12 protein-coding genes are annotated in these 12,789 nt (G+C 75.4%); 6 read left to right on the forward strand and 6 right to left on the reverse strand.

The features are described from left to right. Positions 1-129: 129 nt before the first annotated feature. Positions 130-681, reverse strand: a complete 552-nt coding sequence (locus RVR_RS02995) for a TIGR03086 family metal-binding protein (protein WP_202232307.1) — start codon at positions 679-681, stop codon at positions 130-132. 132 nt (positions 682-813) lie between these two features. Next, positions 814-2,880, reverse strand: a complete 2,067-nt coding sequence (locus tag RVR_RS03000; RefSeq protein WP_202232317.1) for a phosphocholine-specific phospholipase C — start codon at positions 2,878-2,880, stop codon at positions 814-816. Between the two features lie 735 nt (positions 2,881-3,615). On the opposite strand from RVR_RS03000, the gene RVR_RS03005 reads away from it, so the two are divergent. The 3 genes from RVR_RS03005 to RVR_RS03015 all read left to right on the forward strand — a co-directional run bounded on the left by RVR_RS03005 (position 3,616) and on the right by RVR_RS03015 (position 7,136). Further along, the gene (locus RVR_RS03005; RefSeq protein ID WP_237404537.1) at positions 3,616-4,203 is read left to right on the forward strand and encodes a GNAT family N-acetyltransferase; all 588 of its coding nucleotides are present in this window, start codon (positions 3,616-3,618) and stop codon (positions 4,201-4,203) included. A gap of 198 nt (positions 4,204-4,401) precedes the next feature. Further along, positions 4,402-5,967, forward strand: a complete 1,566-nt coding sequence (locus RVR_RS03010; RefSeq protein ID WP_430393097.1) for a hypothetical protein — start codon at positions 4,402-4,404, stop codon at positions 5,965-5,967. Next, a complete protein-coding gene (locus RVR_RS03015; RefSeq protein ID WP_202232321.1) occupies positions 5,964-7,136 on the forward strand; it encodes an ARPP-2 domain-containing protein in 1,173 nt (390 codons plus the stop codon). The genes RVR_RS03010 and RVR_RS03015 overlap by 4 nt, the downstream gene beginning before the upstream one ends. 48 nt (positions 7,137-7,184) lie before the next feature. Here the strand turns inward: RVR_RS03015 and RVR_RS03020 are convergent, their stop codons facing one another. Then, complete coding sequence (locus RVR_RS03020; RefSeq protein WP_202232323.1) at positions 7,185-7,898, reverse strand: class I SAM-dependent DNA methyltransferase; 714 nt, start codon at positions 7,896-7,898, stop codon at positions 7,185-7,187. A 247-nt stretch (positions 7,899-8,145) separates the two neighbouring features. Between RVR_RS03020 and RVR_RS03025 the strand changes: the two genes are divergently transcribed. Both RVR_RS03025 and RVR_RS03030 read left to right on the forward strand, forming a co-directional pair. Next, positions 8,146-9,624, forward strand: a complete 1,479-nt coding sequence (locus RVR_RS03025; protein WP_202232325.1) for an MFS transporter — start codon at positions 8,146-8,148, stop codon at positions 9,622-9,624. Between the two features lie 80 nt (positions 9,625-9,704). Further along, positions 9,705-10,427 (forward strand): TetR/AcrR family transcriptional regulator, encoded by a 723-nt coding sequence (locus RVR_RS03030; RefSeq protein ID WP_202232327.1) that lies wholly within the window; start codon positions 9,705-9,707, stop codon positions 10,425-10,427. 143 nt (positions 10,428-10,570) lie between these two features. Here RVR_RS03030 and RVR_RS03035 read toward each other — a convergent pair whose 3' ends face one another. The 3 genes from RVR_RS03035 to ykgO form a co-directional block, all read right to left on the reverse strand. Beyond that, a complete protein-coding gene (locus tag RVR_RS03035) occupies positions 10,571-11,074 on the reverse strand; it encodes a GNAT family N-acetyltransferase (RefSeq protein WP_202232329.1) in 504 nt (167 codons plus the stop codon). Positions 11,075-11,230: 156 nt separating this feature from the next. Next, positions 11,231-11,890 (reverse strand): double zinc ribbon domain-containing protein, encoded by a 660-nt coding sequence (locus RVR_RS03040; protein ID WP_202232331.1) that lies wholly within the window; start codon positions 11,888-11,890, stop codon positions 11,231-11,233. Positions 11,891-12,251: 361 nt separating this feature from the next. After that, positions 12,252-12,374, reverse strand: a complete 123-nt coding sequence (gene ykgO / locus RVR_RS03045) for a type B 50S ribosomal protein L36 (protein WP_202232333.1) — start codon at positions 12,372-12,374, stop codon at positions 12,252-12,254. A 106-nt stretch (positions 12,375-12,480) separates the two neighbouring features. Between ykgO and RVR_RS03050 the strand changes: the two genes are divergently transcribed. After that, positions 12,481-12,789, forward strand: coding sequence for a hypothetical protein (locus RVR_RS03050; RefSeq protein ID WP_202232335.1), 309 nt, complete (start codon positions 12,481-12,483; stop codon positions 12,787-12,789).

Genomic DNA, 12,789 nt, shown 5'->3' on the forward strand with positions numbered 1-12,789 from the left:
CCACGGATCACGCGGAGCGCACGCGGAACCCTCGTCCGACCCCATGGATCACGCGGAGCGCACGCGGAACCCTCGTCCGCCGCCATGGATCACGCGGAGTACACGCGGAACCCTCGTCCGCCTCCGCGGCTACACCTCCCGGCCGAGGAAGTTCAGCAACCTCGTCTGGGCGTCGGCACCGCGGGCCGAGGGGACCTTGGCGCCGAACGCCCTCGGCATCCGGATGTCCTCGTCCTCCGGCAGCAGGATCCCGGTCGCCACGGCCACCGCCTCGGGGTCCAGCGCCTCGTCCTGGCCGGTCGCCCGCGCCAGGTCCCATCCGTGGATCAAGGTGTCGGCACACGCCATCCGCCTCACGAACTCCTCGAACGGGAGAGAGCCGAACTCCTCCCCCAGGAGGGCACGGGCCTTCCCCGGGTCGCGCAGGGCGGCCCCGACCTCCCCGGATGCCGCGCCCCAGGCCCGGGCCAGGTCCTCGCCCCGCCCCGGCGCGGAGTAGTCCGACCCGTCCAGCCCGGCGACCGCCCGCCGGTGGTTCGAGACCACGTGGGCGGCGACGTCCCGAGCGGTCCATCCGGGGCAGGGGGACGGATCCTCCCATCGGTCCTGCGGGCAGTCGTGGATCAGTTCCCCGAAGCGGCCCGCGATCCGCCCGTAGAGCTCCGGCACCGAAGAAGCCACGTCACTCCTCATCACTGGTCAGGTCGGCGACGGCCCCACCCTGGCACACGCGACGCGCAAGGGGCACCAGCGGCCGGACCGCGACCGGACCTCGGCCGGAGCACCTCTGCCGCGCGCCGGGGGACGCGGCCGTCAGACCGTCGCGATCGCCGGGTCGCTCACCCCCGGGCGGCCGTTCTCCACGTGCCCGGCGAAGCGCCGTGCGAACGCCGCGTCGTGGTCCGACACCACCGTCACGTCGTACCAGCGGCCGGAGCGGGCGAGGTCGAGCCGGTGGGTCTCGCGGCGGCCGGCGCGCACCACGAGCATCCGCTGCTTCCCGTCGTACGCGTCGCGCACCGTGAACCGGATGTCGCTGCCGCCGGAGTTGGCCAGGGTCAGTTCCACCTGCCCGGTCCGCGCGTCGTGGCGGGCGGTCACCTCCGCGGCGGCGCGGTGCGCGGAGCCGCTGAAGGCGCGCAGGAAGCCGGCCGGTCCGTGCACGGTCAGGTCGTACGCGCCGGCGGTGGCGTCGGTGTCCCAGTGCCCGGCGATGGTGTGCCCGGCGCCGGTGGTGTACGTCCACGGACCGTCGGTGCGGTTGCCGGAGGTGACGTGGAAGCAGGCGCCCGCGCCGGTGCCGCCGCCGAACGTGAGGGTGACGCGCCCGTCGGAGGCGGTGACGGCCGCGTCGGCGCGCGGCGCGTAGGGCAGCGGCCTGGTCGGGCGGGAGCCCTTCTCCTGGCGGGGCACCGCCTGCCGCGCGGGCGGCACCGGCACGTAGGAGTCGTGCCGGTCGGAGTCCGGCGGCAGGTAGCCGTCGGTGCCGGGCAGGCGGGCCGGCCCGTCGTGCTGGAGCGAGAAGTCGAACGCCGAGGTCAGGTCGCCGCAGACCGCGCGCCGCCACGGCGAGATCTGCGGCTCGCGCACGCCGAAGCGCCGCTCGATGAACCGCACGATCGAGGTGTGGTCGAACGTCTCGGAGCAGACGTAGCCCCCGGTGCTCCACGGCGAGACCACGATCATCGGCACCCGCTGGCCGAGGCCGTACGGGCCGGGCGCGTAGGTGGAGTTGCCCGGGAAGAGTTCGAGCGAGGTGTCGACGGTCGAGCCGCCCCGGCCCGGCGCGGCGGCGTACGGCGGCACCACGTGGTCGAAGTAGCCGTCGTTCTCGTCATAGGTGATCAGCAGGGCGGTCCGGCTCCACACCGCGGGGTCGGAGGTGAGCGCGTCCAGGACCTGCGAGATGTACCAGGCGCCGTAGTTCGCGGGCCAGTTGGGGTGCTCGGAGAACGCCTCGGGCGCGGCGATCCAGGACACCTGAGGCAGCCGGCCGGCCCGCACGTCGGCGCGCAGCACGTCGAAGAAGCCGTCGCCGGCCTTCGCGTCGGTGCCGGTGCGGGCCTTGTCGTAGAGCGGGTCGCCGGGCACGGCGTTGCGGTACTGGTCGAAGTAGAGCAGCGAGTTGTCGCCGTAGTTGCCGCGGTAGGCGTCCTCGATCCAGCCCCAGCCGCCGGCCGCGTCCAGGCCGTCGCCGACGTCCTGGTAGATCTTCCAGGAGACGCCGGCCGCTTCGAGCCGCTCGGGGTAGGTGGTCCAGCTATATCCGGCCTCGGAGTTGTCCACGACCGGGCCGCCGCCCTTGCCGTCGTTCCCGGTCCAACCCGTCCACATGTAGTAGCGGTTGGGATCGGTGCCGCCGATCAGCGAGCAGTGGTAGGCGTCGCAGACGGTGAACGCGTCGGCGAGCGCGTAGTGGAACGGGATGTCGGCGCGGGTCAGATGGGCCATGGTGGCCGCGGACTTGGCCGCGATCCACTGGTCGTAGCGCCCGCCGTTGACCGCCGCGTGGCTGCCGGTCCACTCGTGGTTGAGGCCCTCGATGAACTTCATGCCCAGGTCCTGCGTGTCCGGGTGGTACGGCAGCACCTCGCCGGCGTCCGGACCCGTGCCGTCGGGCTGGTGCCACACGGACTTGCCGCTGGGCAGGGTGACGGGCCGGGGGTCGCCGAAGCCGCGCACTCCGCGCAGCGAGCCGAAGTAGTGGTCGAAGGAGCGGTTCTCCTGCATGAGGACGACGATGTGGTCCACGTCCTGGAGGGTGCCGGTGCGCCGCCCGGCCGGGATGGCGGCGGCCCGGGTGATGCTGCCGGACAGGGCGGAGAAGCCGGCGGTGGCCCCCGCGATCTGAAGGAAGCGGCGCCGGTTCAGTTCGGTCATGGCTCGCGGGACCTCTTTGGCTCGGGGCGGATGCACGGCCGGTCGGCGCAGGCGGGTGACGTACGTGACCGGTGTGCCGCCGACGTGTCGTCGACGGGTGGGCGGGGAGGAGCGGACGGCGGTACGCCGGGGGCGGTACGGGGGTGGCGCGGCGCCCGGCCGGGACGGCCCGGGCCGAGCCGTCCCAGATCACCGAGCGCCGGCGAAGGGCGGGTGTCGCCCGCGTGGCGCGCCGCCGTACGGACCGCGAACAGCCCCCGCCACGCTGCCGCGTCGCGGGTCCGGGAGGGCGCGCGGGTGGACCTGGGCACGGGATGCCCCCGCGGCCGGCCCGGCGACCGCGCCGTCACCGTGGGTTCCGTCGCCGCCCGGCAAGGCGCCGTTCAACCGGCCGTCGCCGCCGGGCGGGACCCTGCACGACGTCACCGCGCCGCTCCCGCGACCCGCGGGCACCGGGTCGGCGCGTCCCCGCACCTCCGGCACTCCCCGTACCTCCCCGTACCTCGCCGCACCTCCGCGCACCGCCGGGCCCGCACCGGGGGCGCCACCGCGATGGCCGCGCCGACGCGTCGCGCGCGCCCCCGGCCCGGCCCGGCCCGCGGCCCGGGAGCCGGGGGCCGCGGCCGTGCGCCGAAAGGGGCCCTCTGCGCGCCGCCAGGCGGGTGGCGCACGGCCCCGCCCACCGGGTGGGCTACGATCCGCCGAGTCCACCCCCTACCACGCAGGAGGCGTCACGTGGCCGACAGCGAATACCGGGTCGAGATCGACGGTGCGCGCGTGCTCACCCCACGACTGCTCCTGCGGCCGTGGGAGGACGACGACGCGGCGGGTGCCCTCTCGGTCTACGGGGCCGACGAGGTGACCCGCTGGCTGGCCCCGGCCATGAGCCGCACCCCGGACGCCGACGCGATGCGCGAGCTGCTGGGCTGCTGGCGGGCGAACTGCGAGGAGCTGGAGGCGCCGGCCGGCCGCTGGGCCGTCGCCAGGCGCGACACCGGCGAGCTGGTCGGCGGCGCGGCGCTGCTCCCGCTGCCCCCGTACGGCGTGGACCTCGAGGTCGGCTGGCAGCTCGCCCCGACCGCCTGGGGCCTGGGGTACGCCTCGGAGGCCGGGCACGCCGTCGCGCACTACGCCTTCGAGGCGGGTGTGGACGAGATCTTCGCCGTCGTCCGCCCGCGCAACGAGCGCGGCGCCGCCACCGCGCGCCGCGTCGGCATGGAGTGGGTCGGCGAGACCGAGAAGTACTACGACCTGCGGCTCCAGGTGTACCGCCTGCGCAAAGCCGAGTTCCCGCCGGCGCCCGCCCCGCGCCCGGCCGGATAGCCTCCGCGGGACCCCGTCGGGCCCCTCCCGCACGGCGCCGGGCCCGCGCGGGGCGGTCGGAAATCCGGGCGAGCCGGGCGTGCCCCGGCTGTTACGGTACGGGGGCCGGCCGCGGGACTCCGGCGCGACTTCCGGAACCTGCCTCTGAAGCAATGATTCGCAGCTCGCGCTCCCACACCCCGGCCGGCGTCCCTCGTCATGGGAAGGGGTGCGTGCGCGGTGCCGGGTGCGCCGGAGGGCCTGGTCGCCGCCGAGGACGTGCTGCTGTTCGTGAACGCGGCGGTCACCTCGACCGGCCAGCGCGAGTTCCACGGTGGTGCGGACGAGCAGCGGATGTCGCTGGAGTTCCTGCACGCCTACATGCTCGGCAACTACCGTGAGCTGTACGCGGCCGCCCTCGCGCTGGGCGTCAACGACCACAACGCCGCGCTGATCGTGCGGCACCTGCTGCGGACCGCCGCCGAGGCGGACCCCGGGCAGCGGCGCACCGAGGGCGCGTTGATCGCCCGGCGGCTCGAACTCCTCCCGCCCCAGCGGGTGTACGCCCTCTTCGCCGAGCTGCGCGCGGCCCGGGTGAACAACCGCCGCACCCGGGCGGTCGTCCGGGACTGGCTCGCGGGCCGCCCCGACCCGGCGTTCGACGCCGTGAAGTACCACGCGGGCATGAAGGGCGCCCTGCGCCATGCCCATCTGCGCCCCGCGAACGAGGAGTTGGGGCGGTTCCTGTTCGCACCGCGCGGCGGTGCGCGGTTCGGGCACCCGCTGCTGGAGGCGCGCCGCCGGGCCCGCTACGAGCAGGCGGCGCTCTTCGAACTCCCCTTCACCGTGGCGGAGGGGTTCGCGGCGCGGCACGGCATCCCGCGCGAGGTCTTCCTGGAGCGGATCGCGCCGCGCCTGACCCGGCTGGAGCGGCTGCGGACGCAGGAGTCGGCCCGCCGCTCGGGCGCCGCCGCGGTGCCGGCCGACCTGTCCCGGATGCCGCTGACCCGGCTCGCCTCCTACGTGCTGGCGCTGCCGGTGCCGGACCGGGTGGCGCGCCGGGCCGAGCTGACGGCGGCGCTGGCCGCCGCCGCGCGGCGTACCGCCGGGGCGCGCGCCGGGAGCTGGGGCCGGGTGACCGCGGTCCTCGACGACTCGTACTCCGCCACCGCCTCCGGCCAGAAGCGGCGCCGCCCGCTGGCGGTCGCGCTCGCCGCGCACTTCCTGCTGGCGGCGCTGGCCGGCTCCTACCGGGCGCTGTGGACCTCGGGCCGCACGGACGCGCTGCTGGCCCGGCCGCAGGGTCCGACGCCGCTGGGCGCGCGGCTGTTGGACGCGCTGGAGTCCGGGCCGGACCTGGTGCTGGTGGTCTCCGACGGCTTCGACAACGCGCCGCCGGGGCTGGCCGCGGAGGTGCTGCGGGTGTGGCGCACCCGGATCGACCCGGCCGGCCGCGCCGGCGTGGTGCACCTCAACCCGGTCTACGACGCGGACGGGTTCGACGTGCGCCGGCTGTCCCCCGCCGTGCCGACCGCGGGCATCCGCGACGCCGAGGACCTGCCGGCGCTGGTGGAACTGGCCGCGTTCGCCACCGGGCGTACCGGCATGGCGCGGCTGCGGGCCCATCTCGACACGCGGATCGCGGAGTTCCTGGCGCCCGGCGCACCGGCCGGCGGCCCGGCCGCGCCGACAGGCGCAGCGGCCGGCGGACCGGACGTACCCGCCGCCCGCCAGGACGTCCCCGCCGGGGGCACGACCGGCGGTACGACCGGGGGTGCGGCATGAGCGGCGGCTTCCGGCTGGACCTGGCCGGGCTGGAGCCGGGCCCGGCCCAGGTGTGGGGCGGCGTGCGGCTGGTGCCGCTGCTGCGGGCGGAGCCGGTCGAGGGGCTGCGGCTGCACGCCGAGCTGTACCGCGACGGGTACGGCGTGGTGGCGACCGGCCCGCGGACCGCGTACACCTCCTACATCCCGCACGGCTTCGTGGCCGACTGGGGCGCGGACGCCGGACGGACCGGGCAGGCCGCGGCGTACGGCACCCAGTTGCGCGGCGGGCCCGGCGGGCGCGACGAGGGGCCGGTGGCGTGCGTGCCGCTCACCGCGCACCGGCGGATGGCGCGCCGCGAGGCGAAGCACCGGCTGCGCTTCCTGCCGCTGCACCTGGCCCTGGAGGGCTATCTGAGCCTGCACTTCGGCGGCCCGTCGATCGCGTGGGAGCACTGGTCGCGGGAGGCGCTGCGGCGCGGGCTGTCGCCGCGGGCGGAGGAGGCGTACCGCGGCGCCGAGGTCGGCGGGCTCGACGACGCGCTGCGGGTGTTCGAGGTGCACCCCCGCCAGTGCGGGACGGTCGTCTACGTCGCGGACGCGACGGCCGCGGTGTTCGCCGTGCCGCATCCGGAGGACTACCGCGCCCTGCACCACACGCTGCTGCTCGACCTGTACGGCGAACTCGTCCACCAGTACGGCCTGTTCGGCGCCCCGGTGCCGGAGTTCCGGCCCGCCCTCGGCGATCCGGACTCGCTGCCGGAACTGCGCGCCGCGGTCGCCCGCGAGGAACGCGGCTGGCGGGAGTTCCACGACGGCACCATGGCCGCGGGGCTGCTGGACGCGCCGTACCGGGCCCAACGGGTGTACCGCGCGGGGCCGTTCACCCTCCAGCGGTTCCTGCCGGCCTTCCGGCCCCATCAGGAGAACCACATCGGCGAGGCGATCACGACGCGGAACGGGCGGATCGCCTACCTCAAGACGTTCCGGCTGTCCGAGGCCCAGGTGCGGCGCGGCCACCTGCTCACCCGGCTGGCCGCCAACGACTGGCAGTTCGGCGCCACCGCCGGCGAACTCAAGGTGACCGAAGCGGAGTTGGCCCGGCGCCTGACGTCCGCGGGCTTCGGCCACCTGCTGCGCCAGGACATCGCCGACGGCTTCCGCGCCGCCGCCCGCCGCCGACCCGGGTGATCCCGGCCCCGGGCCCCGGCGCGCCCGCGCGTCACCCCGGTTCGCGCGTCACCCCGGTTTGTGGGCCACCACCAGCCGGCAGCGCGGGCTGCCGTCCGCGCGCCGGCCGTACTCCTCCAGCGCGAGGGTGGACACCGTGAAGCCCGCGGCGGTCAGGTCCGCCCGCACCGGCTCCAGCGGGAAGGTGCGGTAGTACATCACGAACGACGGCCGCCACACCGCGTTGCGCACCCGCATCGCGGTGTCGAAGCCGGTCAGGGCCCAGTACCCGGGTGAGCCGACCGGGGGCGGCGCGGCGATCGGGAAGGCGAACAGCGCGCCGGGCCGCAGCGCGCGGTGCACCCCGGCGAACAGCGCGGGCCGCTCCGCCGGCAGGAAGTGCCCGAACGCGCCGAAGCTGACGGCGAGGTCGAACTCCGTGTCGAAGGGCAGCGCCCGCGCGTCGGCCCGCACCCAGCCGTGCTCCGGGTGGGCGGCGCGGGCGCGGTCCAGCATGCCCGCGCTGAGGTCCGTGCCCGTGACGCCGTTGGGGCACAGCCCGGCGAGCACCCGCACGCCCGCCCCGGTGCCGCAGCACACGTCGAGGCCGGTCCGGAAGGGGCCGTAGGGCCGTAGCGCCGCCGCGGTGGCGTCCAGGAGGCGGTCCGGGGTGCGGAAGGGCGTGTGGTCGAAGGTCGGTGCCAGCAGGTCGTACCCCTGCTCGACGGAGGACAGCGCCTGGACGGCCAACTCGCGTACGGAGGGGCCCTGGGAGGAGAACACGCGATCAAGGTTAGGGCCTGGCGCCGGGCCGCCCGCGGAGATCCGGGCGACGGCCCCCGGGGAAGGGCGGGGGGATGTGCGCGAGATCTCACCCCGGCGAAACGGAATCGACATTCCCGTTGCCTTATCCTGGCTTTAACGGAATCACAGTTCCGGTTCCGTGCACACGTCCGAGCGCTTCCGCTCGTCCTTCCGGCCGGACCCTTCGTGTCCGTGCCGTCTCCCTTTCGCATCCGTAAGGAGTTCCATGGCGTCCGAGACCCGGCGCACCCACTACCAGGTGACGTTCGCGGTGCTGGCGGCGAGTGTCAGCGCGTACGCGCTGCTCCAGTCCCTGGTCACCCCGGTCCTGCCGACGATCCAGGCGTCCCTGCACACCTCGCAGAACACGGTCACCTGGGTGCTGACCGCGTATCTGCTCTCCGCGTCCATATTCACGCCGATCATGGGCCGGATCGGCGACATGGTCGGCAAGAAGCCGGTCTTCGTGGCCACCCTGGTCGCGCTGGCCGCGGGCTCGCTGCTGGCCGCGCTGGCCACCAACGTCGGGGTGATGATCGTCGCCCGGGCGATCCAGGGCATCGGCGGCGGTGTGCTGCCGCTCGCCTTCAGCATCGTCCGCGAGGAGTTCCCGCGCGAGAAGATGAGCGGCGCGGTCGGCGCGATCGCCTCGCTCGTGGCGGTCGGCGGCGGCCTCGGCATCGTGCTGGCCGGCCCGATCGTCAACGCGCTCGACTACCACTGGCTGTTCTGGCTGCCGATGATCCTCACCATCGCGACGGCCGTGGCCACCGTGCTCTTCGTGCCGGCCAGCCGCAACCGCACCCCCGGCCGGATCAGCTGGGCGCCCGCGCTGCTGCTGTCGGCGTGGCTGGTGGCGCTGCTGGTCGCGCTCAGCCAGGCGTCGGTGTGGGGCTGGGGCTCGGGCAAGGTGATCGGCCTGATCGTCGCCGCGGTGGTGCTGGCGGTCGCGTGGGTGGAGACCGAGCGCCGGTCGGCCACGCCGCTGATCGACATGAAGATGATGAGCCGGCCCGCGGTGTGGACCAACAACACGGTGGCCCTGCTCTTCGGCGTCGGCATGTACGCGGTCTTCGCCTTCCTGCCGGAGTTCGTGCAGACCCCGAAGTCCACCGGCTACGGCTTCGGCTCGACGATCACCCAGTCCGGGCTGATCCTGCTGCCGATGTCGGTGGCGATGTTCCTGGTGGGCCTGGGCGCCAACACGCTGGCCGCCCGGATCGGCGGCAAGACGGTGGTGCTGCTCGGCTCGCTGATCAGCGCGGTGTCGATGGCGCTGCTCGCCTTCGCGCACGGCGCGACCTGGGAGCTGTGCATCGCGACCGCGGTGATGGGCGTCGGCTTCGGCCTCGCCTTCGCGGCGATGTCGAGCCTGATCGTGAGCGCGGTGCCGGCCGAGCAGACCGGCGTGGCCAGCGGCATGAACGCCAACATCCGCACCATCGGCGGCTCGGTCGGCGCGGCGCTGATGGCCAGCGTCGTGACCTCCGGTCCGGCGGCCGACGGCCTGCCCCGCGAGGCCGGCTACACCCACGGCTTCGCCATGCTCGGCGTCGCCCTGCTGGTCGGCGCGCTGGCCGCGCTGCTGATCCCGGTGACACACCGCGGCACCCGGGTGGCGGGGTCCGCCGACGAGAACGAGCCGGCGCACGCGCCGCTCGCGGCCGTACCCGGCGGTACGGTCATGAGCGACACGTCGGAGTGAGGTCCGGCACCGGCCGGCCCGGTGCCGCCCCCACCGGAGGGGCCGGCACCGGGAAGAGCCGCACCGATCGGGAGTGGACGATGGCAGCGCACGAGCCGGGGCACGGCCCCGTACCGGACAGCGCCCTGCACGAGGCCGGGTGCGGCGAGCACCCGGCGCCGCGGGACACCGCCGAGCCGGCGACCGGCCGCGGCACCGCGCACCGCCCGATGCGGCGCGACGCCGCGCGCAACCACCAGTTGGTGATCGCCGCGGCCCGGGAGGTGCTCACCGAGTACGGCACCGACGCCAGCATGGAACTCATCGCGTCCCGTGCGGGCGTCGGGGTCGGCACCCTCTACCGGCGGTTCCCGAACAAGGAGGCGCTGGTCGACGAGATCGCCGGGCAGATGCTCGGCGAGCTGGTCGGCGAGGCCCGCGGCGCCCTGACGCTCCCGGACGGCACCGGACTGGAGGTGTTCGTCCGCGTCTTCGGCCGCTGGCTGAGCGAACACCGCGGCTACGCGGACAAGTTGGTCGGCCACACCAAGGCGGCGTGCGTGGAGCAGTTGCGCGACCTGATCGACCGGCTCCTCGATCAGGCCAGGGCGGCCGGGCGGGTCGCCCCGCACATCGAACTCGGCGACGTGATGGCCCTCGTCTGGGGGCTGCGCGGCGTGGTGGAGACCAGCGGCGCGGTCACGCCGGACGCCTGGCGCCGCCACACCGACATCCACCTGGCGGGCCTTCGCGCCTCCTCCCCCGACGCCGCCCACCCCGCCGTCACCCGCGACCAGCTCACCCGCATCAACACCGGCGGCTGAGCCTCCGCCTTCCCGACCGGCCCACCCCCGGTCGGCCTCCCGGCTTCCCGACCAGCCGGCCTCCGACCGGCCCGTCCTCCCGAGCGACCCGCTCCTCCGTCCGGCCCTCTTTCCGGCCGCCCCGGGTGCTCCCGCCCCGCGGATCAGACGGGGCGGGACATGTACAGCAGGCGGGGGCGGGGGTCGTGGGAGGCGGCGGGGACGAACCCCAGGCGCTCGTAGAGGGCGATCGCGTCGCCGCGCCAGTCCCACACCGACAGCCGCAGGGTGGCCACACCGCTCGCCGCCGCCTCGGCGAGCGCGGCGCGCACCAGGGCGGAGGCCACGCCGCGCCCGCGGTGGGCCGGGTCGGTCCACAGCCGCTTGATCTCGGCCACGCCGTCGGCCGGGGCGGTCAGCACCATGCAGCCCAGGTCGGTGTCCCCGGCGACGGCCAGCAGCACCACGTCACCGGCGAACGCGGTCCGCGGATCGGCGACCTCCGCCCGGTAGCGCTCCGGGAGGTCGTCCACCCCCGCGACGGCCTCGCCCTTCTCGGCCTGCGTCCGCAGGTGGTAAGCGGCAAGCAGGCCGGCCGGCCCCCGGCGGTCGGGCCGGGCCCGGTCGGGCCAGCGGACGACGGTGGTCGGCGCGGGGCGCGGGTTCATGCCCCCAGCATCACACAGCGCAGGTCACGGGCACCGCACGCCCCCGCGTGCCGGCCCACCGGGCCCGCGGGCGGGAGAACGGGCCCGGCCGCCACCGCCGACGGGCCCGGTCGGGTGCCGGGCGCGGGGGTCAGCGGCGGGTGCCGGGCGCGGGTGTCAGCGGCGGGTGCCGCAGTCCGGGCAGAAGGCCGCGCCCGCCGGGAGCTGCGCACTGCACGAGCCGCAGGTGTCCGGCTGGGCGAGCCGGTTGCCGCAGCCGGGGCAGAAGGCCGAACCGTGGGTCTCGGCATGGCACTGCGGGCAGACCAACTGGCGCGGGGTGTTCACGGCGAACGACTGCCCGGCGTTCTGCCCGGCGGTGTACGCGCGCTCGGCGACCATGTCGTTCAGCCCGCGCTGCTGGGCGGCGACCGCCTCGGCAGCCGTGTCGGGGGCGCAGGTCAGGCAGATGCCCTGCCCCGCGTTCCAGCAGCGGTTGCAGACGTAACCGGTGCAGCGCGGGCAGCGGTTGAAGTGCCCCTGCGCGTTGCTGATCGCGCGCTGGAAGGCGGCGTCGCGGGCACTGCCGTACCCCGCGCCGGCCAGGCCGTCGGCCGCGGTGGACATTCCGCTTCCGGCCCGGCCGAGCATTCCCCAGGCCGCGTTGACCCCCTTGCCGACCCAACTCGCCATCCGGCCACCGGTGTACGCCTCGAACTGCGAACGCCAGGTGTCGTAGCAGCGGTTGCAGGAGAACTCGAACTGGAACCCCGCGCCTGTGCCCTGCTGCTCGCACAGATCGCGGTAGTTGTTGCTGAAGTAGATCTCCGCGGTCACCGGTCGCCCTCCCCGAAAAGCCTCCGGCCGGGCCCCTGCCCGCCGGTCGTCCCCTACCGGTCAGGGACGCCCCGTACGCCCTTCCGGTTCTGCGGGTCGCGTTCGACTCCGCATGCACACAGCATTTTCCCACACCCGGGCGGGCCCGCGGCGCCCCGCGCTCGACCGCGCGCCACCGCTCCGGCCCCGGCCTCCCCACCCCCCTCAGCGGTCACTCGAGTCGGCGCCCGCCGCCGCCCGTTCGACGCGGGCGGGGGCCCGGTGGCTCGCGCGGTGCGGAGGCGGCCCGGACAGCGCGCGGCCGCGGCCGCCGGACCCGGTACGGGCGCACGGCGGCCGCGGCCGCGTCGGACGGAAGGGGTCAGCCCTGGCGGGCCTTGCCGCGCGGGTCCTTGCGGTTGATCACGTAGACCTTCCCGCGGCGGCGGACGAGCTGGGCGCCCGGGCGGCCCTTCAGGGAGCGAAGCGAGTTGCGAACCTTCATGGTGGCGCCCTTCTCCTCGTAGTCTCTACGGTGCAGGGGTGACAACCGCGGCGGCCGCGCGTTCATTCCGCGCGGACGGGCGGTCCATGAGGGGACGGGCCAGGCCATGACCGAAGCAGCGCAGGACCGCACCGGGGCGACCGGCGGCGAGGACGAGCCGGACTTCTCCAGCCCGGGGTTCTCCAGTCCCGACTTCTCCAGCCCGGACTTCACAGGCCCCGGCGGCGACCGGATAGGCGACTTCACCCCGCCCGACTTCGAGGTGCCGCCCTTCGAGGGCCCGGACTACGAAGCCGAGGACGCCGACGACCTGGTGCCGGAGGAGGCCGGCTACTCCAGCCCCGGGTTCTCCAGCCCGGACTTCACCAGCCCCGGACCGATCGACGACCCCGACGAGGGGCCCGGCGCGCACTGA

Origin of the sequence: Streptomyces sp. SN-593, assembly GCF_016756395.1 — a bacterium.
Classification (GTDB): domain Bacteria; phylum Actinomycetota; class Actinomycetes; order Streptomycetales; family Streptomycetaceae; genus Actinacidiphila; species Actinacidiphila reveromycinica.

What these genes read in the sequence shown, in the direction of transcription:
- RVR_RS03030 (WP_202232327.1), top strand. Translation starts at nt 9,705, where the DNA reads ATGGCAGCGCACGAGCCGGGGCACGGCCCCGTACCGGACAGCGCCCTG.
- RVR_RS03000 (WP_202232317.1), bottom strand. Translation starts at nt 2,880, where the DNA reads ATGACCGAACTGAACCGGCGCCGCTTCCTTCAGATCGCGGGGGCCACC.
- RVR_RS03050 (WP_202232335.1), top strand. Translation starts at nt 12,481, where the DNA reads ATGACCGAAGCAGCGCAGGACCGCACCGGGGCGACCGGCGGCGAGGAC.
- RVR_RS03035 (WP_202232329.1), bottom strand. Translation starts at nt 11,074, where the DNA reads ATGAACCCGCGCCCCGCGCCGACCACCGTCGTCCGCTGGCCCGACCGG.
- ykgO (WP_202232333.1), bottom strand. Translation starts at nt 12,374, where the DNA reads ATGAAGGTTCGCAACTCGCTTCGCTCCCTGAAGGGCCGCCCGGGCGCC.
- RVR_RS03015 (WP_202232321.1), top strand. Translation starts at nt 5,964, where the DNA reads ATGAGCGGCGGCTTCCGGCTGGACCTGGCCGGGCTGGAGCCGGGCCCG.
- RVR_RS03010 (WP_430393097.1), top strand. Translation starts at nt 4,402, where the DNA reads ATGGGAAGGGGTGCGTGCGCGGTGCCGGGTGCGCCGGAGGGCCTGGTC.
- RVR_RS03025 (WP_202232325.1), top strand. Translation starts at nt 8,146, where the DNA reads ATGGCGTCCGAGACCCGGCGCACCCACTACCAGGTGACGTTCGCGGTG.